Origin of the sequence: Hydrogenophaga sp., assembly GCF_965657535.1 — a bacterium.
In the GTDB taxonomy this organism is placed as follows: Bacteria; Pseudomonadota; Gammaproteobacteria; order Burkholderiales; family Burkholderiaceae_C; genus Hydrogenophaga.
In genome coordinates this window covers 412147-435684 of the sequence record NZ_CBFHOP010000005.1, presented here as the reverse complement: position 1 = coordinate 435684, position 23538 = coordinate 412147, and the positions used below count along the sequence as shown (strand labels likewise).

At 63.0% G+C, this 23538-nt stretch carries 19 protein-coding genes and 1 other RNA gene; 15 read left to right on the top strand and 5 right to left on the bottom strand.

Annotated features, from left to right (window positions below; all coding sequences use genetic code 11):
* Nucleotides 1-87: 87 nt before the first annotated feature.
* Nucleotides 88-1929 carry an ATP-dependent zinc metalloprotease FtsH gene (gene ftsH, locus ACTG4K_RS11570; protein WP_439114357.1) on the top strand — a complete coding sequence of 614 codons (1842 nt, stop codon included), beginning with the start codon at nt 88-90 and terminating at the stop codon, nt 1927-1929.
* On the opposite strand, the gene ffs is transcribed toward ftsH, so the two are convergent.
* Nucleotides 1930-2026, bottom strand: an RNA gene (gene ffs / locus ACTG4K_RS11565) — signal recognition particle sRNA small type.
* A 108-nt stretch (nt 2027-2134) separates the two neighbouring features.
* Here ffs and dnaX point away from each other — a divergent pair.
* From dnaX to ACTG4K_RS11540, 5 genes are all read left to right on the top strand, one after another.
* Nucleotides 2135-4039, top strand: a complete 1905-nt coding sequence (gene dnaX, locus ACTG4K_RS11560; RefSeq protein ID WP_439114356.1) for a DNA polymerase III subunit gamma/tau — start codon at nt 2135-2137, stop codon at nt 4037-4039.
* Nucleotides 4040-4100: 61 nt separating this feature from the next.
* Nucleotides 4101-4433 carry a YbaB/EbfC family nucleoid-associated protein gene (locus ACTG4K_RS11555; protein ID WP_439114355.1) on the top strand — a complete coding sequence of 111 codons (333 nt, stop codon included), beginning with the start codon at nt 4101-4103 and terminating at the stop codon, nt 4431-4433.
* A 166-nt stretch (nt 4434-4599) separates the two neighbouring features.
* A complete protein-coding gene (locus tag ACTG4K_RS11550; protein WP_439114354.1) occupies nt 4600-5262 on the top strand; it encodes a recombination mediator RecR in 663 nt (220 codons plus the stop codon).
* A 29-nt stretch (nt 5263-5291) separates the two neighbouring features.
* Nucleotides 5292-5696, top strand: coding sequence for an MAPEG family protein (locus ACTG4K_RS11545; protein ID WP_439114353.1), 405 nt, complete (start codon nt 5292-5294; stop codon nt 5694-5696).
* A gap of 182 nt (nt 5697-5878) precedes the next feature.
* Nucleotides 5879-6934, top strand: coding sequence for an ABC transporter substrate-binding protein (locus ACTG4K_RS11540; protein ID WP_439114352.1), 1056 nt, complete (start codon nt 5879-5881; stop codon nt 6932-6934).
* Nucleotides 6935-6982: 48 nt separating this feature from the next.
* On the opposite strand, the gene ACTG4K_RS11535 is transcribed toward ACTG4K_RS11540, so the two are convergent.
* Both ACTG4K_RS11535 and gloB read right to left on the bottom strand, forming a co-directional pair.
* Complete coding sequence (locus tag ACTG4K_RS11535; protein ID WP_439114388.1) at nt 6983-8719, bottom strand: transglycosylase SLT domain-containing protein; 1737 nt, start codon at nt 8717-8719, stop codon at nt 6983-6985.
* Nucleotides 8716-9489 (bottom strand): hydroxyacylglutathione hydrolase, encoded by a 774-nt coding sequence (gene gloB / locus ACTG4K_RS11530; protein ID WP_439114351.1) that lies wholly within the window; start codon nt 9487-9489, stop codon nt 8716-8718. Before gloB ends, ACTG4K_RS11535 begins: the two co-directional genes overlap by 4 nt.
* 508 nt (nt 9490-9997) lie before the next feature.
* Between gloB and ACTG4K_RS11525 the strand changes: the two genes are divergently transcribed.
* From ACTG4K_RS11525 to ACTG4K_RS11485, 9 genes are all read left to right on the top strand, one after another.
* Entirely contained in the window at nt 9998-11170 is a 1173-nt protein-coding gene (locus ACTG4K_RS11525) for a hypothetical protein (protein ID WP_439114350.1), read from the top strand.
* Nucleotides 11167-12555 carry a cytochrome P450 gene (locus ACTG4K_RS11520; RefSeq protein WP_439114349.1) on the top strand — a complete coding sequence of 463 codons (1389 nt, stop codon included), beginning with the start codon at nt 11167-11169 and terminating at the stop codon, nt 12553-12555. Before ACTG4K_RS11525 ends, ACTG4K_RS11520 begins: the two co-directional genes overlap by 4 nt.
* A complete protein-coding gene (locus tag ACTG4K_RS11515; protein WP_439114348.1) occupies nt 12549-12902 on the top strand; it encodes a hypothetical protein in 354 nt (117 codons plus the stop codon). Before ACTG4K_RS11520 ends, ACTG4K_RS11515 begins: the two co-directional genes overlap by 7 nt.
* A complete protein-coding gene (locus ACTG4K_RS11510) occupies nt 12880-14082 on the top strand; it encodes a hypothetical protein (RefSeq protein ID WP_439114347.1) in 1203 nt (400 codons plus the stop codon). The genes ACTG4K_RS11515 and ACTG4K_RS11510 overlap by 23 nt, the downstream gene beginning before the upstream one ends.
* Nucleotides 14079-14930: a class I SAM-dependent methyltransferase gene (locus ACTG4K_RS11505; protein WP_439114346.1), complete on the top strand. Its 852-nt coding sequence runs from the start codon at nt 14079-14081 to the stop codon at nt 14928-14930. The genes ACTG4K_RS11510 and ACTG4K_RS11505 overlap by 4 nt, the downstream gene beginning before the upstream one ends.
* A gap of 78 nt (nt 14931-15008) precedes the next feature.
* On the top strand, nt 15009-15443 hold the full coding sequence (rnhA, locus tag ACTG4K_RS11500) for a ribonuclease HI (protein ID WP_439114345.1): 435 nt from the start codon (nt 15009-15011) through the stop codon (nt 15441-15443).
* 140 nt (nt 15444-15583) lie between these two features.
* Nucleotides 15584-16798, top strand: coding sequence for an efflux RND transporter periplasmic adaptor subunit (locus tag ACTG4K_RS11495; RefSeq protein WP_439114344.1), 1215 nt, complete (start codon nt 15584-15586; stop codon nt 16796-16798).
* Between the two features lie 56 nt (nt 16799-16854).
* The gene (locus ACTG4K_RS11490; protein ID WP_439114343.1) at nt 16855-19944 is read left to right on the top strand and encodes an efflux RND transporter permease subunit; all 3090 of its coding nucleotides are present in this window, start codon (nt 16855-16857) and stop codon (nt 19942-19944) included.
* 213 nt (nt 19945-20157) lie between these two features.
* Nucleotides 20158-21549, top strand: coding sequence for a phenylacetate--CoA ligase family protein (locus ACTG4K_RS11485; RefSeq protein WP_439114342.1), 1392 nt, complete (start codon nt 20158-20160; stop codon nt 21547-21549).
* Between the two features lie 5 nt (nt 21550-21554).
* Here the strand turns inward: ACTG4K_RS11485 and moeA are convergent, their stop codons facing one another.
* Together moeA and mobA are read right to left on the bottom strand one after the other, a co-directional pair.
* Nucleotides 21555-22835 (bottom strand): molybdopterin molybdotransferase MoeA, encoded by a 1281-nt coding sequence (moeA, locus tag ACTG4K_RS11480; protein WP_439114341.1) that lies wholly within the window; start codon nt 22833-22835, stop codon nt 21555-21557.
* Between the two features lie 18 nt (nt 22836-22853).
* A complete protein-coding gene (gene mobA / locus ACTG4K_RS11475) occupies nt 22854-23483 on the bottom strand; it encodes a molybdenum cofactor guanylyltransferase MobA (RefSeq protein WP_439114340.1) in 630 nt (209 codons plus the stop codon).
* Nucleotides 23484-23538: the final 55 nt, after the last annotated feature.

The window sequence follows — 23538 nt, the reverse complement described above, 5'->3', positions numbered from 1 at the left end:
CCTGTGGTGTCCTGGGCTAGTTAAGATGATTTGGCGGTATTCAATGCCCGTTTCATTTGCATTGACCCCGAGACAGGAGCCCGACCGATGCCAGCCGATCCCAAGACGCCTTTGAACGTGGGTTACTGGTTGCTGGCGCTGTTGGCACTGGTGTGGATTCAGTCCACCTGGCAGGCCGCACGCACCGTGGAACCCGTGCCGTACAGCCAGTTTGAACAGGCGTTGAAAGATGGGCGTGTGGCCGAAGTCACGGTGGGCGAGACGACACTCACCGGCAAGCTGAAATCCCCTGAACCTGGCGGCAAAACGGTGATTGTGGCCAACCGTGTCGAACCCGACCTGGCCTCGCGCCTGGCTGCCTACGACGTGCCCTACACCCGTGTGATTGAAAGCACCTTGCTGCGCGACCTGCTGTCCTGGGTGCTGCCCGCGCTGGTGTTTTTTGGTCTGTGGTTTTTTCTGATCCGGCGCCTGCTGGACAAGCCCGGTGGCGGCATGGGCAGTTTCATGAGCATCGGCAAAAGCCACGCCAAGGTGTACGTGGAGCGCGACACCGGTGTGACGTTTGCCGATGTGGCGGGCGTGGACGAGGCCAAGGCCGAATTGCAGGAAATCGTGGCGTTTCTGAAAGACCCCCAGGGCCGCGGCCGTCTGGGGGCTCGCTTGCCCAAAGGGGTGCTGCTGGTCGGCCCGCCGGGAACCGGCAAAACCTTGCTGGCCAAGGCCGTGGCCGGTGAAGCGAGCGTGCCATTTTTCAGCATTTCCGGTAGCGAGTTTGTGGAAATGTTTGTGGGCGTGGGGGCGGCCCGCGTGCGCGACCTGTTCGAGCAGGCGCGGGCCCGCGCCCCGGCCATCATTTTCATTGACGAACTCGATGCCCTGGGCCGCGCGAGGGGCGCCGTGTCGCCCATGGGTGGGCACGACGAACGCGAGCAGACACTGAACCAGCTGCTGGCCGAACTCGATGGTTTCGACAGCTCGTCAGGCCTGGTGTTGCTGGCGGCCACCAACCGGCCCGAGGTGCTGGACCCTGCGCTGCTGCGCGCCGGCCGTTTTGATCGCCAGGTTCTGGTGGACCGCCCGGACAAGGCCGGCCGGGTGCAAATTTTGAAAGTTCACATCAAGAAAATCCGGCTCGACCCACAGGTGGACCTGGAACAGGTGGCGCAACTCACCACCGGGTTTTCTGGCGCAGACCTGGCCAACTTGTGCAATGAAGCCGCGCTGGCTGCCACACGCCGCAATGCGCAAGAGGTGGCCCTGGTGGACTTCACGGTGGCGGTGGAGCGCATCGTGGCCGGGCTTGAGAAGAAAAACCGCGTGCTCAACCCCCGTGAGCGCGAGGTGGTGGCTTACCACGAGATGGGCCATGTGCTGGTGGCCATGAGCCTGCCTGGCACCGACACCGTCCACAAGGTGTCCATCATTCCGCGCGGCATCGGAGCGCTGGGCTACACCATTCAGCGGCCCACCGAAGACCGCTTTCTGATGACCGCACAAGAGCTGGAACACAAAATCATGGTGCTGCTCGGTGGGCGGGCCGCTGAAAAACTGGTGTTTGGCCACCTGTCCACCGGCGCTGCGGACGACTTGGCCAAGGTGACCGACATTGCCCGCGACATGGCGACCCGCTACGGCATGGTCGAGTCGCTCGGCTACGTCACCTACGAGGCCCAGCGCCAGCCGTTTTTGGACGTACCCGGCCTGCTGCCCGGTGGCTGGCAACCCAGCCAGAATACGCAGCAGCACATTGACGCAGCCGTTCGGCAGATCGTGATGACCGGGTTTGACCGGGCCACAGCCTTGCTAGAGGAAAAAAGGGACTTGCTTGAACGCTGTGCGCGTGAACTGCTGAAGCGCGAAACACTGGACGAACAAGCCCTGCGTGCGCTGACCCGGCAGGGGCCGGGTGATTCAGACAAAGAATAAGGTGACGAGCCTTGACCCCGGCACTGGCTCTACAGTTAGGGCTGCTTGGTTCCCCACCTGACCCGGTTGGCCGCTTCACCATGCGGGAAGGCCCGTCAGCGTCTATTGTAGGCGAAGCGGCGGGCGCTTGCGTCGAACGCGCGCTTGCGTGCGGTCGGTTGCCGCCTTGCCGTGGCGCAGCCGGCGGCGCCTTAGAATGGCGGCCATGTCTTATGTCGTCCTGGCCCGCAAATACCGCCCGCGCAATTTCACCGAAATGGTGGGGCAGGGCCATGTGGTTCAGGCCTTGTCCAACGCGCTGACCACCCAGCGTTTGCACCACGCTTATTTGTTCACCGGCACACGCGGCGTGGGCAAAACCACGGTGTCGCGCATCCTGGCGAAGTCGCTCAACTGTCTGGGCGCTGATGGCCAAGGCGGTATCACCGCCGAACCGTGTGGTGTGTGCCAGGCCTGTACCGATATCGACAGCGGCCGCTTTGTGGATTACACCGAGCTGGACGCGGCTTCTAACCGGGGCGTGGACGAGGTGCAGGCGTTGCTTGAACAAGCGGTTTACAAGCCGGTTCAGGGCCGCTTCAAGGTCTTCATGATCGACGAGGTGCACATGCTGACCAACACGGCGTTCAACGCCATGTTGAAAACGCTGGAGGAGCCGCCGGAATATCTGAAATTTGTGCTGGCCACGACAGACCCGCAAAAGGTGCCGGTGACCGTGTTGTCGCGTTGTTTGCAGTTCAATCTGCGGCCCATGGCGCCTGAAACGGTGTTAGAGCATCTGCAGCAGGTGCTGCAGGCTGAAAACGTGCCTTCCGAGGTGCAGGCACTGAGGCTGGTTTCCCGCGCCGCTCGCGGGTCCATGCGCGATGCGCTGTCGCTCACCGACCAGGCCATTGCGTTTGGTGGTGGGCAGCTGCAAGAAGCCACCGTGCGCCAGATGCTGGGCGCTGTGGACCGCTCGTATGTGCTGCGTCTCATTGACTCACTGGCCCGCAGCGATGGGGCTACGGTGGTGGACACCATCGACACCCTGCGGCTGAACGGCCTGAATGCAGCTTCCACACTGGAAGAAATGACCAGTGTGCTGCAGCACATGGCGGTGTTGCAGGCGGTGCCCGGCCGTGTTGACGCGTCTGAACACGAGGATCCGGACGCTGCCGAGATCATTCGGTTGGCGCGAACGCTGCCCGCTGACGAAACCCAGTTGCTCTACAGCCTGTGCCTGCACGGCCGCGGCGAGCTGGGTCTCGCGCCCGACGAATACGCGGCATTGACCATGGTGCTGTTGCGCTTGCTGGCTTTCAAGCCTTCGGCCGCTGCGTCAAGCCGCTTGGCTGAAAAAAAAACTCTGAATTTTCCCCCGTCGGCCCTGCCAGCGGGGCCAGTCACTAGCCCGCAAGTCTGCTCGCTGCCCGAGCGCGCACTGCCTGCGCCACAGGCACCAGCGCGGCCGACCGCCGTCGCACCCGTGGCTGTCGTGGTTGCTGTGCAAGCCCGGGCCGCTGAGCCGGCGGCTCCTTCGTCAACGCCAGCGCCAGAGCGCAACGCCCCACCACCGGCTGTGCCGCAGGACGAAGGGCCACCCTGGGAAGAGAGTGTGCAGACCTCGCGTCGCGTGGTCGCCATTCCTGTGCGCGATGCGGGCGAGCCTGGTCGGCTGGATCAGCTGCGTGTGCGGGATGCGGTTGAACCCCCCGCTGTGCAGGCCGCACCGGTGACGTCGGCCGAGGGCGATTTCTGGTTTGATGCCATTATGCAGCTGGTGCGCGCCGAGACCATCGGCGCCCTGGTGCGCGAGCTTGCCTTGCAGTCGCAGTTGGTGGCACGCGATGCTGGCCAATGGGTGCTGCGCGTGGAGCGCGAAACACTCAACCAGGCCAACGCCCGCGAGCGTTTGTCTGTGGCCCTGCAAACGCTGGGCCACGAGGTGCGTCTGGCGGTCGAAATCGGCACCGTGAACGACTCGCCCGCGCTGCGGGTGGCCGCCGAAGCGGCGCGGCGCCAGCGCGAAGCCGAGGCCCACATCTTGGGTGATCCGTTCGTGCAAACCATGATGCGCGACTTTGGCGGCAAAATCGTGCCCGGTTCGATCAAGCCGCTGGCTGACTGATCGATTCAGATCCCATTCATTCGTCTCATTCGTCTATTGACTTCAAACCAAAAGGAAAATCATGTTCAACAAAGGACAACTCGCCGGTCTCATGAAGCAGGCCCAGGCCATGCAGGACAACATGAAGAAGGCCCAGGACGAACTTGCGTTCATTGAAGTGACCGGGGAATCGGGCGCCGGCCTGGTGAAGGTGCTGATGACATGCAAGCACGACGTCAAGCGCGTGACCATCGATCCCAGCCTGCTGGCCGATGACAAAGATATGCTGGAAGATCTGGTTGCCGCTGCCTTCAATGCCGCCGTGCGCAAGGCCGAAGAAACGTCCAACGAAAAAATGGGCAAGCTCACGGCAGGCATGCCGGGCCTTCCGGGCGGCATGAAGTTTCCTTTTTAAGCGGATGGTGTCGCGGTTCAAGGCGGCCTCGGTGTGTCCCCTCCGGGCCACCTTCAATGGCAGCAGCGCGCTTTCTTGCGCTTGAAGGCCCACTTTGCCCTTTGTGCCGCTCCCCGTAGCGGTTTGTTGTGTGTCGGCGCGCTGATGGCGCACCCAAGAAATCTCCATGGCCGAAATTCACTCTCTTGAACTGCTGGTGCAGGCCTTGCGCCGCTTGCCGGGGGTCGGTGTGAAATCGGCCCAACGCATGGCATTTCACCTGTTGCAGCACGACCGCGAGGGCGCGCTGCAGCTTGCGCAGGCGCTGCAGCATGCCGCTTCCAACGTGAAGCACTGTGCGCTGTGCCATACCTTTACCGAAGACGGTGTCTGCCCCACCTGCCGAGATCCACGGCGGGACCGCAGCTTGCTCTGTGTGGTGGAGACGCCGGCCGATCAGGCCGCCATGGAGCGCACCGGCGCCTACAAGGGGCTTTACTTTGTGCTCATGGGCAAGCTCAGCCCAATGGACGGGGTGGGCCCGCGCGAGATTGGCCTGCAAAAGCTCTTTGATCGCATAGACGCGCTGGCGCCAGAGCCTGACAGCGAAGGGCCAGAGGACAGCACGCCAACGGACGCCGCTTCGGGACAGATGCCCTGCGAGGTGCGCGAAGTGATTTTGGCCACCAATTTCACCGCCGAAGGCGAGACCACGGCCCATGTGATTGCCCAGGCGCTGAAGGGGCGCGCGGTGCAGGTGACCCGGTTGGCCCGGGGTGTGCCGGTGGGCAGTGAACTGGAGTATGTGGATTTGGGCACCATTGCCCACGCCCTGGTGGATCGCCGCTGAGCGTCCCCCTGTTTGCAGGAAAAAAACCGATGAAACTCGCTGGATTGACGGTGGCGTACTGGGCTGTTCTGGTAGCGGCTTTGCTGCCTATCTTCTGCGCCGGCCTGGCCAAATGGGGTATGTTCTCCAAGCCGCGCCGAGCGGGTGGTTTTGACAACAACAACCCACGCGCCTGGCTCGCCAACCAACAGAGCTGGCGGGCCCGGGCCAACGCGGCCCAGGCCAACAGTTTTGAAGCGCTGCCGTTTTTCATTGGCGCAGTGACCATTGCCCATCAGCTGGGTGCCGACCAGACGCGGCTGGACGTGCTGGCTTTTTTGTTTGTGGTGTTGCGCTTGGTCTACATCATGATGTACGTGGCCGATATGGCCACCGCGCGCACCCTTGCCTGGGTGCTGGCGCTGGCGGTCAACATCGCTATCTTGTTCGCCTGAGCGCCAGCGGCGGCTGCGCTGCCATCGACAGACTGGCCCAACCTCGACTGATTGCCCGAGCGTTACTTTTGCTTGCATTTGTCCTCGGTGGAAACCCGCTCGGGATTCGTCCCGATGCGGCACCGCGCCAGCTCGCATAACCTTGTTCCAAGTCAAAAAACAAGTGTGCAAAGGGACGTGTGATGTGGAACCGCCGTGGGTGGTGTCGGTTGAGCGCTTCGGCGCTGTTGGGCGGGTCACTGTCCAGTGTCCGGGCGCAAGCGAGCCCGGCCCCTGCAGGCCGTCAGGGTGCGGCGCGCGTGGTGGTTGCTGTCGACAACAAGGCTTCGTTTTGCTATTTGCCGCTCACCATTGCCGAGCGCCTGGGGTATTTCAGTGCCGAGGGGCTCGACGTTCAGATCCGCGAGTTTGCAGAAGCCAACCAGTCGGTGCAGGCGGTCTTGTCGGGTGCAGCCCACCTGTATTCGGGGGGGTACAGCAGCACCATCGGTTTGCAGGCGCGCGGGCATTCGTATCAATCGATTGTGTTACAGGGGCGCGCGCCCCAGATCGTGTTGGGCGTTTCGCAGAACACCATGGGCTATTACCGGCAACTGCGCGACCTGCGCGGAAAAAAAATCGGCATCATGGGGCCGGGCTCGACCTCGCACCGGGTGGCCCGGCTGTTGCTGGCCAGGGCGCGTTTGGGCGCGCAGGAGGTGCAGTACATCAGCCTGCCCAACGCTGCATCAGCGATCGGGGCGTTTCGCGGCGGACAAATCGACGCGATCTGCTACAGCGACCCGGTGATCACCGCGTTGGAGCAGGGTGGTGCGCTGCGTGTGGTGGCCGATACCCGCACCGTGCGCGGCAATGCCGAGGTGTTTGGTGGCCCCATGCCTGCGGGTAGCCTGATCGCATCGGCCGAGTTCATCGGGAGTTATCCCCGTCTGTGCCAGGCCATGACCGATGCCATGGTGCACGCGCTCAAATGGCTGCAGACTGCGGGTCCGTCGGACATCATCAAGACCGTGCCGGAACGCTATTTTCAAGGCGACCGTGCGCTGTACCTGGCGGCTTTCAGCCGTGCCCGTGAGGCCTGGGCACCCGATGGTGTGATGCCCGACAGGGGCCCCGATACCGCGGCACGGGTGCTGGCGCAGTTTGACGACACAGCCCAGCGCTTGCAGCGGGTGGATTTGGCACGCACCTTCACCAATGAATTTGCACGCAAAGCCAAGGCCAAGTACCGGGCTTGAATAGACCCGTGTGTGCCCCTGGGCTTGCTCCATCCAAGGGCGCAGCTGTCAGGGATGCTTGGTGTTCTTCGTTGTGGCCGCTACTTTGGTGTCTGACTTTTTGCTGGCAACTTTGTTTTTGCTCGCTGTGGGTGCCGTGCCCTTTTGAACCACTTTGGGTTTGACCTGCTTCTTTATGGCCACCGTTTTAGGGGCACGCGCGGTTGTGTTTCGGGTGGTTGCTTTTGCTGGGGTGGCCTGCCTTGGGGCCGCTGAGGCGGTGGCCACACGCTGGGGCAGCATCAGCGTGATGCGCTGGCCAGACTTCAGCCTTGCGTTCACTGCCAGCTTGTTCCAGCCCGCTGCGCTGACCGCACTCACGCCGTATCGGGAAGCCAGTTGGGCCAGGTTTTCGCCTTTGCGGGCCCGCACCGAGGTGCTTCGCAGCACCACTTCAGGTTGCAAGCTCAGGTGTCCGTTATCGGCCACATGCATGGAAACGTCGCTGTTGTGCTGACCGGTGCGCGGCACCAGCAGGCTGGAGCCGGCGCGCACCAGCATGCGGGGTGGGATGTTGTTGACACTGCGCAGTTCGCTTTCGCTCATGCCCACGCGCTTGGCCGCCTGTGCTGCGGTCATGGTGCTGGGCACCACCCAGGCGGTCCAGCTCGCCAGCGGCCCGTCGTGGGTTTGCAGGTTGCTCTGGAATACCGCCGCACTGTCCCACGGCAGCAAGATGTTGGGGGTGCCTGCCGCCATCACCACCGGGTGCCGCAGCGATGGGTTCAGTGCTCGAAAGTCCTGCTCGCTGATGCCGGACAGACGTGCGATGACGGCCACGTCCATGTCACGGTCAAGTGCGACGGTGTCAAAGAACGGGTGGTTCCCGATCAGGGGCAGCTGGGTGCCAAAAGCGTCGGGGTTGGCAATGATGTTTTTCACCGCCTGCAGCTTGGGAACATACATGCGCGTTTCCATCGGCATGCTCAGGTCGTTGTAACGGGTGGGCAAGCCTTCGCGCTGGTTGCGGGTGATGGCCCGGTTGACGTTGCCTTGCCCCCAGTTGTAGGCCGCCAGCGCCAGATGCCAGTCACCAAACCGGTTGTGCAGTTGCTGCAGGTAGTCGAGCGCTGCGCGGGTGGAGGCCAGTACGTCGCGCCGGTCGTCGCGAAAAACGTTTTGTTTGAGATCAAACGATTCACCCGTGGCGGGCATGAACTGCCACATGCCCGCAGCCCGCGCGCTAGAAACCGCCTGGGGGTTGAATGCACTTTCAATGAACGGCAGCAGCGCGAGTTCCATCGGCATGTTGCGCCGCTCGATTTCTTCAACAATGTGGAACAGATAGCGGCTCGAACGCTCGGTCATGCGCTGGATGTAATCGGGCCGGCTGGCATACCACTGCTCCCGGTCGCGCACCAGGTCGGTGTCCAGGTCGGGCATGGACAGACCGCGGCGGATGCGGTCCCACAAGTCCGACGGTGCTGCCAGCGTGACCACGGCGGGTAGGCTGGTGTTGGCGGTGCCGATGGCGCTGAGCGGCACGCCAGCGCGGCTGTTCACAAAGGGCTGCCGCGGGGTGTGTGCGGCCTCGGTGGACTGGCTGGCACTGCCCACTGGGGCATCACCACCGTCCTTACCAACGGTGGCACAACCACTGAGGGCCAGCAATAAAAAGGCAACGATCGCAGCCTTGGCTCGGAAAAAGCCTGCCAGGGTCGCAGTTTTCACGTTGGGGCAAACACTTTGTAGAGAGACGGTTGGGTTGAGCAAGGCAGAGCGGGCGGCTAGCGCGATAGGGTTCATCTGAAAACGTTTTTCCATGCCCGAAGCGCGGCGAAAACGCTCACGTCATCGGTCGAGGTCAGGGGGTCGTGGGAGGCGACCGCTTGGCGAACAGCCGCCTCACGGCTGCGAAGAAAAGGGTTGATCTGCTTCTCCAAACCCATGGAGCTGGGTAGCGTAGGAGAGTTTTGCTCCCGCAGTTGCAGGCAACGAGCGACATAGGCCGCGAGTTCTGCGTTGTGCGGCTCCACCGTTTGGGCGAATTTCAGGTTGGACAGCGTGTATTCGTGGGTGCAGCAGACTTGGGTGGTGTCGGGCAGGTGGCTCAAACGGTCAAGGGAGTTCAACATCTGCGCGGGCGTGCCTTCAAACAGCCGACCACACCCAGCCGAGAACAGCGTGTCGCCGCAGAAAAGCAGCGGCGAGCCGCCCACATCAGGGCAGAAGAACGCAACATGCCCCGCCGTGTGCCCAGGCACCTTGATGACCTGAAACGGCAGACCTAGGGCCATCACCACTTCGCCATCGTCTACGCGTTGCAAGGGTTCTGGCATGGGTTCAAGCGTTGGGCCAATCACCCGAGCACCCTTGGCCAAGCGCAACGCTGCCACGCCACCGGTATGGTCTGCATGGTGGTGGGTGATGAGTATGGTGTCGAGCTGCAGTTTTTGCTGCGCGAGCCACGCCAAAACGACCTCGCTATCGCCCGGGTCCACCACCACGGCACGCTGTGCATCGTGCAGCACCCAGATGTAGTTATCTGTGAACGCGGGGATGGGCAGCAATTGCATCGTTTTGTCTTGCGTTTGAAATGTCGTGCGGCACGTGGTTGGGCGGCTGTTCGGACTGGTTTCAGCCCGATGAGTGCAACTTACAAGTATGGCAGAGCCAGCCCGCTGTTCGGACTTTTTCCGGCACCAGTCGTCGGCAATGTGCAGTGTTGCGTGCGCTTGAAAGCCCGACTGTCGGTTGATGTCAATGGCTCAGTGTCTGGCCACGCCTTCGATGTGAAATACCCTACCCAAGGTTCCCAAGCGGATGCCTGTTCTTTGTCGGATGCGCTCTGTGGATGGGCTGAGGCGTTGAAACGGCTCTCGATATACTCAACGGGCTTGGCAGGCTGCACGGTAGACAGCATCGAAGCGAAAAGGCTTGCTCCAATTCAACCTGCTGGCGCCGATGCGGTGCTGCCAACCAGGCCCTCCGCCACATTCTTGGTGCATGGGTACTGCGAAACAACCGCCCGTGACTTGCGAAAGGCCCATTTCCATGAACCGATCCGGCGTGCGGCGTCGGCACGTGTTTTTCATCACGGGCTTCGACCCCAAGCCAGCTGCCCACTACCACGCGCTGTACACCCGAGAGGCTGCCCGGCAGTCGAAGGTCAATGGCATGGACATTTCAGTCGGACCTCGTGTGCGCAATGCGGAAGGCAACAGCCTGTGGTCTGTCCAGGCTCGGGATGGGCAAGGCCATTGCGAAACCCTGTACGAATACGTCCGTTGGGATGACATTGTTCGGGCCTGCTGGCCTCGGGGCGGCTTCGCTGTGTCTGCTGACGCGTTGCGCGGTGCCTGGGCGGTATTGGGCAGCGGCGAACTCGGCCATGTCTGGCGTGTTGCCCCCAGGACCCTGGCCGCCATGATGTATGCCTTTGGTTTTTTATTGGGTGGACTTGCTCTGGCTGTTGTTCTCGGACTTGTGGTGCTGTTTTGGGGTGTTTCCGTCGCCGGCTTGGGCTATGCACCGGCTGCGTTGCTCGGAATGGCGGTGATGGTGGGTGGGCTGTGGGCCTTTGTGCGTCTCGAGGCGCGTTTGCACTCCACCTGGATGGCTCGAATTCTTGCGTTCAGCGACCGGTGGTCAAGAGACAGCGTGGAGGGCTTGCAACAACGCCTGGACCGCACAGCCGCGGCAGTGGCTCGCGCTCTGCAGAACGAGGACAACGACGAAGTGCTTGTGGTCGGCATCAGTGTGGGCAGCATGCTCGCCGTTTCGGTGGCCGCGCGGGCCTTGTGCCTTGTTGATGATATGGACGACCGCACTCAGCGTAAAAAGGAGTGCCATACGCTCTCCCTGCTGACCTTGGGGCAGTGCATTCCCATGCTGGGTCTGATGCGTCGAGCCGCTCGGTTTCGAGCCGATCTCGCTGCACTGGCGGTTCACGCACGGCTGGGCTGGCGCGACTTTTCATCGCCCACCGACTGGGTCAGCTTTGGCTTGACCGATCCGGTGGCGGCATGTGGTCTGCACGTCAGGCCTCGCCCGCCAGGCCAGCCGCAACAGGCTTCTCCGCGCTTCCACACCCTCTTTGAGCCCGACAACTACCGCGCGCTTGTCAAAGACAAGATCCGTCTGCACCGCCAGTACATCATGTCCAGCGACCGTCCCGGCCCTTACGATTACTTCGCCATCACTGCCGGCTCGACGAGCCTGGTGCAACGTTTCCCATTGCGCGATCCAGTTCCATGAGTCATTTCTGTCCAGCCTACCCCAAGCCCCGCAAGAGCCGTGCATCCGCGCTGCTGATGTTTTTCAGTGCCCGGCGCTCCTGGTTAGATGCGCTGTATGAGCGAAGCTACCGCATGCAGATGGGGGAAGTGCATCTGCCGGGTCTAGACCTTTACATGGTCAACGAACCGGGACTCGTGAGGAAAGTGCTGTCGGAGCGGGCGGCCGATTTCCCAAAGAGTGCGCTGCTGGGCGAAGCCTTGAAACCCTTGCTGGGCGAAAGTATCTTCACGACCAACGGTGCGCAGTGGCAGCGTCAGCGCGACATGATGGAGCCAGCCTTTGCCCAGGCTCGCTTGGGCGTAGCGTTTACGGTGATGAGGGCAGCCACGGAAGACATGCTGAAACGCCTGGCGGCCCTGCCGCGAGGCGCCGAGCACGATCTAGAGGTGGAAATGACCCATGTCACCGCCGACATCATTTTTCGCACCATTTTTTCGGTACCCATGGAAGGGCCTGACGCACACCGCGTGTTTGACGCCTTTGCTCGATTTCAGGCGCTGGCACCCCGCCTGTTGCTCCCCTCCATTTATGGCGTGCGCTGGTTGGTGTGGCCCTGGGACGCGTGGCGCAGCCGTCGCGCAGCCCGCGAGATCCGGGGTTTGCTCGAAAAATTGATTCGGCCGCGTTTTGAAGCGCACAGAAACGGGACGGCGGCATCGCAGGTCGACATCCTTTCATCGTTTCTTGAGGCGCGAGATGCTACAACGGGCGAGGCGTTTGGTTTTGACGAGTTGGTCGATCAGGTCGCCATGCTGTTTCTTGCGGGCCATGAGACGTCGGCCAGTGCGCTCACGTGGGCATCCTATTTGCTGGCTGAGGCACCCGATGTGCAGCAACGCATGCATACAGAAGTTTGCGCTCAGTTGGGGGAGCGCAAGCCGGAGCATGGTGATATGAAGCAGCTTACGCTGACCTGGAATGTGTTCCGGGAGACCTTGCGGCTGTTCCCCCCCGTGGGATTCATGGCGCGCCAGTCAGCCAAAACCTGCCCCATGCGCGACAAGTCGGTACCTGCGGGTGCCACCGTGGTGGTGGCGCCGTGGCTGATGCAGCGGCACCGAGATATTTGGCCGCAACCCGATGCATTTGACCCCGATCGATACGACGACGATCAATCGCGCGATGCCCTTCGGCAGGGTTACCTGCCTTTTGGCATGGGCCCTCGCGTGTGCATGGGGGCGGCGTTTGCGTTGCAGGAAGCCGTGCTCATTCTTTCCAGTCTGATCCAGCATTACCGCCTGACGCCGGTGGCTGGCCACACCCCACAGCCTGTGGGTCGGTTGACGATACGCTCGGCCAACGGCGTTCGCCTGCAACTGCACCGGCGGGCGGGCGCATGCTGAAAGAGCGATTGGCTGGGTTTTTGCTCATGGCCGCCATGGTGCCGCTCGCCGTCTTGGGTTACCTGATCTTGGTGTGGGTGGGCTACTTCGGGCGCAGCAATGCGCGTGCGCGCGCCGGCGTGCGCGCACTGGACAATTTTGTCAACGCCACCGTGTTTAACGGCTGCGCCTGGGAGTCGGTTTCGTCTCATGCGTGGCGCGTGCGAGACGAGAAACGTTGGGCCAGGGTGGTGATCCGCCTGACCGACAAAGTGCAGAAGGACCATTGCCAGCGAGCCAACAAACGCGAGCAACCCTTGGTGGATTTCGTTGTGAAGTCAGGACTTGACAAGCAAACCATCTTTTGAAGCCATGAGTGAACCTACCGTGCGCAAGCGCTGCGTTCTGTATGTCAGCGGGTTCGACCCCAAGGGGGCAGGGCATTATCACGCGTCGTACCGGGATGGGGCTGCCCGACAGGCACGGGTGAGCGGGCTCAAGGTTGCTGTAGGCCCACGGCGAAAGCTGTCGAATGGCAACGCGCAGTGGTCTTTGCAAGCCGAGGACGGCGGTGGGCTTGTTGCGACCGACTATGAGTTTTTGCGTTGGGATGACGTGGTGCGCCAACATTGGCACCGCCAGGCTTGGCGTGTCTGGGTGGACGTGATGACCACGTCTATGCACTATATGAGGACGGGCGCTCTGTGGCGTATGAAGCGCCTTTCTTGGCCCCCCTTCATCGCGTTATTTGCACCTTTTTTGTTGCTGTGCGCGGTGGTGCTGGTTATTCCTGCCGTGGCCTTGGGGATTTGGTTTTTGGCTGGCAACCTGGGTGGCAACCGGGCCTTTGCTGGTGTTCTGGCGGTTGTTTGGCTGCTGGGTACATTTTGGGGCGCGCAGCGGCTGGAGGGCCGCTTCAGCATGTTGTGGCTGATGCGCAGTTATGCGTTCACCCGCCGGCAGGCGGCCGGTGAAACACCGGAACTTGAGAAACGACTGGATCAGCACGCCGCGACCTTGCTGGAGCGCGTTGCGTCGGGTGAATACGATGAGGTGTTGCTGGTCGGTCACAGCTCGGGTTGCATCATGGCAGTCGAGGTCTTGGGCCGGGCGCTACAGCGTGTGCCTGAGCTGGCCTGCCAGAGGACGGCTGTTAACTTGCTCACGCTGGGACAGTGCATCCCCTTGTTGGGCACCTTGCCCGAAGCGACCGCTTTTCGAGGCCATCTGGCGCGTCTTGGAACCGCCGATCGCGTGGGTTGGATCGACGTGTCGGCCCCACCCGACGGCTGTTGTTTTGCCTTGTGCGATCCATTGGTCGTATTGCCGGTGCCACTCGCTGGACGACAGCCTGACCGGCCCAAACTGGTTTCTCCGCGGTTTGTAAAAATGTTTGAACCTGCGGTGTACGACAAACTCAAGCAGGATCGGTTTCGCATCCACTTTCAGTACATCATGGCCGCTGACCTGCCCACCGATTACGATTATTTTCAGTGGACGGCTGGAAGCCGATATCTGGTCAAACCCACTGGAGACAACCCGCCTTGAACCCCGAACACCCAGCAGACCTGCCGCCCGCAGGGCTGAGCAGCTGGCTGCAAACCGCGCCAGGCCAATATCTGTTGGGCTGGGAGCAGGCGCAGTTTGATCTGGCTGTGGCCGATATGTTTGGCTACAACGCCTTGCAGTTGGGACTGGCCGAGCTGGAGGCGCTGCGCGCAAACCGCATGCCGCACCGCTGGTTGGCTTTGCCCGAAGAGCTGGCGCCGCTGTTGAGCGGTCACTTGATCTGCACAGAGGGCGAGCGCTCGGTCGACAGCCGCGCTGAAGCCGCTCCCACGCCGCGCGTGGCGCTCATCACCGATGCCGCTGCGTTGCCGTTTCCGGCTGCCAGCCTCGATTTGGTTGTGCTGCCTCACGCGCTCGAACTCAGTGCCGATCCGCACCAGGTGTTGCGTGAAGTCGAGCGCGTGTTGGTGCCCGAGGGGCGGGTGGTCATTTCAGGCTTCAACCCGGCGAGTTTGTGGGGCCTGCGCCAGGGGCGTGGGCGGTTGGGTTTGAAGCTGGGTCTGGGGGGAGCGGACGCTGCCCACCTGTATTTGCCAGAGGCAGGCGACTTCATTGGCCCGTGGCGCTTGCGCGATTGGCTGCGTCTGCTCGGTTTTGAAGTAGAGTCTGACCGCTACGGGTGCTATCGCCCAGCGGTGCAGACCGAAAAATGGTTGCAGCGCACCGCCTGGATGGACCCGGCCGGGGCGCGCTGGTGGCCCATATTGGGTGCGGTTTATTTTGCGGTGGCGGTCAAGCGCGTGCGTGGCGTTCGCTTGTTGGGGCCGGCCTGGAAACCCCGGCGGGCATCGGCGTCGGCCCCCGTGGCGGTGACGAACCGCCACTGATCCAAACCTTGTCTTGAAGCTGCCCGCAGTGCGCTGTGGGCAGCTTTTGCATTTTTTTCTATTTTGTGGAGTTTTCGATTGAATCACGTGGTGATCTACACCGACGGTGCCTGCAAGGGCAACCCCGGTCCAGGCGGTTGGGGCGTTTTTCTCAAAGCCGCAGGGCATGAAAAAGAGCTCTGGGGCGGTGAACGCGAAACCACCAACAACCGCATGGAACTCATGGCGGTGATTGAGGGCATTTCGGCCCTGAAGCGCCCTTGCACGGTGGCGGTGTACCTGGACAGTGAATACGTGCGCAAGGGCATTACCGAGTGGATCCATGGCTGGAAGACCAAGGGCTGGAAAACGGCGGCCAAACAGCCGGTGAAAAACGCCGACCTGTGGAAGCGGCTGGATGCACTGACGCACGATGGCGTTCACACCATTGAATGGCACTGGGTAAAGGGCCACGCGGGCGATCCGGGCAACGAAAGGGCCGACGCACTGGCCAACCGGGGCGTGCCGGGTTGACGGTTGGTTCAACCAGCGTGGAGCTTGGCAACCCGCAAGGTGATTGAACTTCTGCCTGCGCCACCGTCTCTGGACTGTTACATTGTTTTTTTGCGTGCGTCCTGTGGTCGCTGTGTGTCACCTTCCTGTTGAATTGAAACATGTCAAACAAGACGCTTTACGTGGTGGTCGCTGCTGCAGGTATCGGGCTGGCTTCTGCCGGTGCCTGGTGGTTTCAAAACCGGGCCGCGCCGGCCCCGGTGGGTGGGCCACTGGTGGGAAAACCCGCCACCGGCGCACCTGCTGGAGCCGGGCGCTCGGGCGGTGTACCGGGTGTGGAGGTTGCACTTGTGAAGACGCTGCGCATTCAGGACGACGCCCAAGCTGTGGGCACGCTGCGTTCGCGCCAGAGCGTGACGCTGCGACCCGAGGTGAGTGGGCGCATTGCCCAGATCGGTTTTGCCGACGGTGCGCGTGTGCGACGCGGACAGATGCTGGTGCAGCTGGACGACGTGTTGCAGCGCGCCGAGCTCAGCCAGGCGCAGGCGCAGTTGTCCATTGCACGCGCCAACCTCAAGCGCAACCAGGAACTGGTGGCCGAGAATTTTGTGGCCCAGCGGGTGCTGGATGAAAGCCAAGCCAACCTGCAAGTGGCCGAGGCCCAGGTGGCGCTGGCGCAGGCACGTTTGCAGCGCATGCGGGTCACGGCGCCGTTTGACGGCACCGTCGGTCTTCGCAGCATCAACTTGGGCGAATACGTCAAAGACGGCGCCGATCTGGTCAACCTGGAAGACACATCGGCGCTCACGGTGGACTTTCGTTTGCCCGAGCGCTACCAGACGCGCATAGCGCCTGGCCAGTCGGTGCAGGTGCAGCTCGATGCCTTGCCTGGCCAGTCATTTGTGGCCCGCGTGCAGGCGGTGGACCCGCTGCTCGACGCCAATGGCCGCTCGGTGGCGGTGCGTGCGGTGCTGCCACCGTCGCCCGCCGGCGACTTGCGCCCGGGCATGTTTGCACGCGTGCTGACTGTTTTTTCGGTCGATGACGCGGCGCTGGTGGTGCCTGAAGAGGCGCTGGTGCCGCAGGGCGGCAAGCAATTCGTGTTCAAGCTGGAAAAAGGAGGCGAGGGCGATGCCGCCAAACTCGTTTCGCGCCGCACCGAAGTGCAGCTGGGTGTGCGCCAGGGCGCCCAAGTGCAGGTGCTGGCTGGGCTGGCTGCAGGTGACACGGTGGTGGTGGCGGGGCAGCAGCGGCTGCAGCGCGACGGCACAGCCGTGCGGGTGGTGGACATGAACAAGCCGGGTGGCGGGCCTCGTGCCGCAGGCGGTGCACCCGCAGGCGCCGGTGCCGCCCCGGCTGCTTCCTCCGCCAAATGACGGTGTTTGATGCGGTCCTGACCGCTTGACGGCCCTTTTCCTCGGGAGCTCGCTGCATGCAATTGCCTGAAATTTCCATTCGCCGCCCGGTGTTTGCCACCGTGTTGTCGCTGCTGATTCTGCTGGTGGGCTGGGTTTCGTTCAACGGACTTACGGTGCGCGAATACCCCAAGATCGACGAACCCACGGTCACGGTCAGCACCAGTTTCACGGGTGCCTCCAGCGAGGTGGTCGAATCGCAGGTCACCAAAACGCTGGAAGATTCGCTGGCTGGCATTGAAGGTGTGGACGTCATCACTTCCATCAGCCGCCAGGAGCGCAGCCAGATCACGGTGCGCTTCAAGCTGGAGCGCGATCCTGACTCGGCCGCGGCCGATGTGCGCGACAAAGTGAGCCGGGTGCGTCAGCGCCTGCCCCAGGGCATTGACGAGCCAGTGATTGCCAAGGTGGAGGCTGACGCTTTCCCGGTCATCTGGCTCGCGCTCAGCTCGGACACGCACGACGCGCTGCAACTCTCCGACTTTGCCAACCGCCTGGCCAAGCCGGTGCTGCAAACGGCGCCGGGTGCGGCCGATGTGCGCGTGTACGGCGAGCGCAAATACGCCATGCGCATCTGGATCGACCCCGACCGCCTGGCCGCCTACCGCCTAACGGTGCAGGACGTGGAAGACGCGCTGCGCCGGTCCAACCTGGAGGTGCCTGCCGGCCGCATTGAAAGCACGCTGCGCGAGTTCAATGTGACCGCCGCGACCGACCTGCAGACGCCAGCGCAGTTTCGCGACGTGGCCATTCGCAACATCAACGGCCAGACCATCCGTCTGGGCGACGTGGCCCGGGTGTTGCAGGGCCCGCAAGACGAACGCACCTCGGTGCGGCTGAACGGTCGCGACTCCATTTCGCTCGGCGTCATTCGCCAGGCCACGGCCAACCCGCTGGAGCTCTCGGCCGGTGTGCGCCAGTTGCTGGAAAAAGTGAAGGAAGACCTGCCACCCGGCGTGAACGTGGACATTGCCAACGACAACTCGGTCTTCATCGACCGCTCCATCAAAGCGGTCTACACCACCATTGCCGAGGCGGTGGTGCTGGTGGCGCTGGTGATTTTTGTTTTCCTGCGCACCTTGCGCGCGTCCATCATCCCGCTGGTCACCATACCGGTGAGCCTGATCGGCACTTTCGCGCTCATGGCTTTGTTTGGCTTTTCCATCAACACGCTCACCCTGCTGGCGTTGGTGCTGGCCATTGGTTTGGTGGTGGACGACGCCATCGTCGTGCTGGAGAACATTTACCGCCACATCGAAGAGGGCATGAAACCGTTTGAAGCGGCCATTCAAGGTGCCCGGGAGGTGGGTTTTGCCGTGGTTGCCATGACGCTTACGCTGGCTGCGGTGTACGCGCCGCTGGCGTTCACGCCCGGTCGCACGGGGCGTCTGTTTGCCGAATTTGCGCTGGCGCTGGCCGGCGCGGTGGTGGTGTCCGGCTTTGTGGCGCTCACGCTCTCGCCCATGCTGTGTTCCAAGTTGCTGCGACACAACCCCACCCCGGGCCGTTTTGACCGTGGCATGGAACGCGTGTTGACCGGCATGACGCGCGGCTACAGCCGCGCGCTGGCGCTCGCGCTGAAGCTGCGCTGGGCGGTGGTGCTGGTCATGGTGGCCAGTGCGGCCGGCAGCTGGTGGCTGCTGCAAACCACCAAGCAAGAGCTGGCGCCCATTGAAGACCGGGGTGTGATCTTGGCCAGCATCAACGGGCCGGACGGCGCGACGCTGGCCTACACCCGCCGCTACGCCGAAGCCATTGAGCGCATTGGGCAGGACTACCCCGAGTTTGACCGCATTTTCAGCAACATTGGCAACCCCACCGTGGCGCAGGGCAACGTGTTCTTGCGGGCGAAACCGTGGGAAGAACGCACGCGCACCACGCAAGAAATCGCCCGCGAAATTGCGCCGCGCATGGCGGCTTTGCCGGGTATCAGCGCGTTCCCCATCACGCCGCCTTCGCTGGGTCAGGGTTTTCGCGAGCGGCCGATCAACTACGTGATCGTCACTTCCGACAGCTACGACAACTTGTCCAAGGTGGTGCGCCAGTTTCAGGACGCCTTGGCCAAGAACCCCGGCTTTGTGCAGGTGGACACCGACCTGCGCCTGAACAAACCCGAGATCCGAATGGACGTGGACCGCGAGCGGGCCGCCGACATGGGCGTGAACGTGGACGCGATTGCCCGCACGGTGGAAACCATGCTGGGCGGCCGCATCGTCACCCGCTACAAGCGCGATGGCGAGCAGTACGACGTGATCGTGCAGACCGACAGCGCCCAGCGCAGCACGCCCGACGACATCGACCGCCTGTTTGTGCGGGGGCGCAACGACGCCATGATTCCGCTGGCTTCTCTGGTCAAAATCAGTGAAGTGGTGGTTCCGCGGGAGCTCAACCACTTCGGGCAACGCCGCAGCGCCTCCATCACGGCCAACCTGGCGCCCGAGTTGGCGCTGGGTGACGCGCTCAAGTTCATGGACGCCACCGCTGCCGAGATATTGCCGCCGGGTTACACCACCGACCTCAACGGCCAGAGCCGTGAGTTCAAAAGCTCGTCGGGCTCGCTGGCCATTGTGTTTGTGCTGTCGCTGCTGTTCATCTACCTGGTGCTGGCCGCGCAGTTTGAGAGCTTCGTAGATCCCCTGATCATCATGCTCAGCGTGCCGCTGTCCATGCTCGGCGCGCTGCTGGCACTGAAGTTTTCAGGGGGCACACTCAACGTGTTCAGCCAGATCGGGTTGATTACCCTGGTGGGGCTGATCACCAAGCACGGCATTTTGATTGTGGAGTTCGCCAACCAGCTGCGTGAGCAAGGCCTGGACACGCTGGAGGCGGTGAAACAATCGGCTGCGCTGCGGCTGCGCCCCATCCTCATGACCACCGGCGCCATGGTGCTGGGCGCCATTCCACTGGCCCTGGCCAGCGGCGCAGGCGCCGAGAGCCGCCAGCAGATTGGCTGGGTCATTGTGGGCGGCATGAGCCTGGGTACCTTGCTCACCATCTTTGTGGTGCCCACCATGTACACCTTGCTGGCGCGCAAGAAAACCTCGGGTGAGGTGCGCCAGGCTGGGTTGAATGCGGTGGCTTCGCCGCTGGAAACCCCGGCGACCTGATCGGCTGAGCGTCTTTCGCTCATGCCGGCGCACCCACCCAAAACGCTCAGTTTCTGAACCGGCAAGGAAGCCCGGCCTTTGAGCCAGCGCAATCTGGCTGTGAACTGAGGCCGGTAGCATGGTACGGCACCGGCTGCTTGTCGGTGCCGCGTTGAGGGTCGTGCCGTCGATCTCGCCGTGGTGTGGTCGGCGGCGGCCACGGGAGATCTCTGCGTGGGCACTGTTTTTGATCCATTTTTGTTGGCCAGCACCACAGCCCAGGTGCTGTCGCAAGCCCGCGCCAACGAGGCTTCGGTGGCCCGGTTGCAGCAGGAGCGCCTGGGCCAACTGCTGTCCGCGGCCCGGCGTGGCTCGGCCTTGTACCGGGAACGCTTGGCTAAATTGCCCGACAACGCCAGCGCCCTCGGGCGCGTGGCTCCCGTCGGGCGCGACGAGCTCATGGGCCGCTTTTCGGATTGGGTGACCGACCCCGATCTATCGCTGAACGACCTGCGGGCTTTCATTGCCGACCCTATGCGCGTGGGCGAGCCTTATCTGGGACGCTACCTGGTGTGGGAGAGCTCGGGCACCAGTGGCTCGCCCGGCATTTTTGTGCAAGACGCGCGCGTCATGGCCGTGTACGACGCCCTGGAAACCGTACGCCGCAGTCCCGACCAGCGCAGCCGCCGCTGGTTGGACCCGTTCTACCTGACCGAGCGCATGGCGTTTGTGGGCGCCACGGGGGGGCATTTTGCGAGCTTTGTCAGCATGGAGCGGCTGCGCCAGTTGCAGCCCTGGCTGGCGCCGTCCATGCGTTCGTTCTCCATCCTGCAGCCGGTGGACGCGCTGGTAGATGCGCTGAATGCATTTGCCCCCACCGTGTTGGCCAGTTACCCCACCGCTGCGCTGTTGCTGGCCGAAGAGGCCGAGTGTGGGCGCCTGAAGATGGGTTTGCGCGAGCTGTGGACGGGCGGCGAAACGCTGAGCCCTGCCGTGCGCCAGCGCATTGAAACGGCGCTGGAATGCCGGGTACGCAACAGCTACGGTGCCTCAGAGTTTCTGGCCATGGGATGGGAATGCGGGGCCGGGCATTTGCACCTGAACACCGACTGGCTGGTGTTGGAGCCGGTGGACGAACACAACCGCCCGGTGCCGCTTGGCCAGCCGTCTTGCGGCGTGTTGCTGACCAGCCTGGCCAACACCGTGCAGCCCCTGATCCGCTACGCCATGGGCGACCAGGTGACGCTGCACGCCGAGCGCTGCGTCTGTGGTTCACCGTTTCCGGTGATCGAAGTGCAAGGCCGGCGCGACGACATTGTGCGTGTGCGAGGGCTCAACGGTGAGGTGGCGTTGTTGCCGTTGGCCTTGTCAACCGTGCTGGAAGAGCAGGCCGGGGTGTTTGATTTTCAGCTGCGCCAGCGCGACGACAGCACGTTGGTGTTGCGTTTGCCGCTGGCGGGGCAAGCCGGGCGCGAGGCTTTGAAGTGTTGTCGTGCGGCGTTGCAGGCTTTCGCCACGGCGCAGGGTGCTTTACCCATTCGGGTGCTCGGCGAACTGGGTCAAGTGGTGCCTCGGGGACGCAGCGGCAAGGCCTGCCGCATCCTGGCCAAAGCTGCAGGCGGTTGACCGCTTCAAATCGCGCCGTCAAACATCATCACGTCCACCGCATCGCCCACCGCCACGTTGCCTTGGCTGTGGTGCAGCACGATCAGGCCGTTGGCTTCGACCATGGAGCGCAGCACACCCGACCCCTGGTTGCCGGTGGTGCACACATGCAGTGCGCCATCGGCACCGCGCGTGACGATGCCGCGCTGGTATTCGGTACGGCCCGGCTTTTTGCGCAATGGCTCACCACTCTGGGCCTTGAGCAACAGCGGTTCGGCGGTTGTGCTGCCCATGAGCCGCAGCAGAGCAGGGCGCACGAAGGCGAGAAACGTCACCATGACGGCCACCGGGTTGCCGGGCAAACCAAACAGGATGGCGGACCGGCCTTGTTCGGTGATCCGACCCACCGCCATGGGCCGCCCGGGCCGCATCGCAATGCGCCAGAACGCCACATCGCCCAAGTGCTTCATCATGGCCTTGGTGTGGTCGGCTTCACCCATGCTCACGCCGCCGCTGGTGATGATGGCGTCGGCCGTGGCCGCCGCTTGGCGGAAAGCCGCTTCAAGCAAGGCGGGCTGGTCGCCCACCACGCCCATGTCGACCACCTCTACGCCCAGGCGGGTGAGCAGGCCAAACACGGTGTAACGGTTGCTGTCGTAAACCGCGCCTTCGCGGGGGCAATCACCCAGGCTCAGAATCTCGTCGCCGGTTGAAAAATACGCGACCTTGATGCGCCGGAACACGCTGACGCTGGGCAGGCCCAGGCTGGCGATGAGCCCCAGCGCAGCCGGGCCCAGAGTTTGGCCCTTGCGCAGAGCGGGTTGGCCCGCCATTAGGTCTTCACCCAGCAGGCGCCGGTTGTCACCGGCGCTCACCACGCCGGGCGGAATGTGCACGCTGCCGTCTTCTCCCGCGCGCACGAATTCCAGTGGCACCACGGTGTCCAACTCGGGCGGCATGATGGCGCCCGTCATGATCTTGAGGCATTCGCCAGCACCCACTGGGCTTGCCCAGGCTTTGCCAGCCAGCGCGGTGCCGACCACACGCAGGGTGAGCGGCTCGCCGGGACGCAACTGCGCGCTGTCGAACGCAAATCCGTCCATGGCGGAGTTGTCGTGCGGCGGCACGCTGATGGGCGAGACCACGTCTTGCGCGAGCACGCGACCTAGGGCGTCAAAAACGGGCAGGGTCTCGGTCTCGGTGACGGGTTCGATCAGCTGGGCAAGAAAGTCGTTGACGCGCTCGGCGCTCAAGGCCTGCGGGTCGTAGCCCTGCAATTCAGCGGCTATCTGGGCAATGGTTTTCATGGCGCAACTCAGGGCTTGTCAGGGGTTTTCCAGCGCGTGCAGCTCGGCCAGTGTGTTGGTGTTGCAAAAAGCACGGGCATCGTCGCCCGGCAGGTTGAACGGCACCAACACCGTCTTGTGCTGATCGGTCCATTGGTCTATCTTGCGGCCCCCCGCTTGTGTGAACGCAACCAGGCTTTCCAGCAGTTCCACGCGCATCAGGCAAAACACCGGCTGTGCGCGCAGCTGGCCGTCTTCCTCCAGCGCCGCAGCCATCGCAATTTCGGTACTGTCGTCTTCAAAAGCTTGGGCCAACCGCTGCACGAGATCAAATGGAAACAGCGGCGTGTCGCAGGGCACAGTGAGCAAATAAGGTGTTTCGCAGCGCTCTAGCCCGGTCATGAAACCGGCCAGCGGGCCCGCGTAATCGGTCAGGGTGTCGGGCCAGACCGGTGCGCCAAAGGCTTCGTAGGCCGACAGGTTGCGGTTGGCGTTGATCATCAGTTCGCCCACCAAGCCGCCTTCTTGCATTTGCAGCCGCAGCACCGTGTGCAGCGCCAGGGGCGTGCCGTGAAAATTTTGCAGACCTTTGTCGACCCCGCCCATGCGGGAGCCACGGCCACCCGCCAACACGATGGCGGTGATTTCGTTGGGTTGAATGCTATTCATCTCGAAGTTTAAAAAGGGGTATTCGGCGCGTGAAGCGGACCAAACCGGGGACACC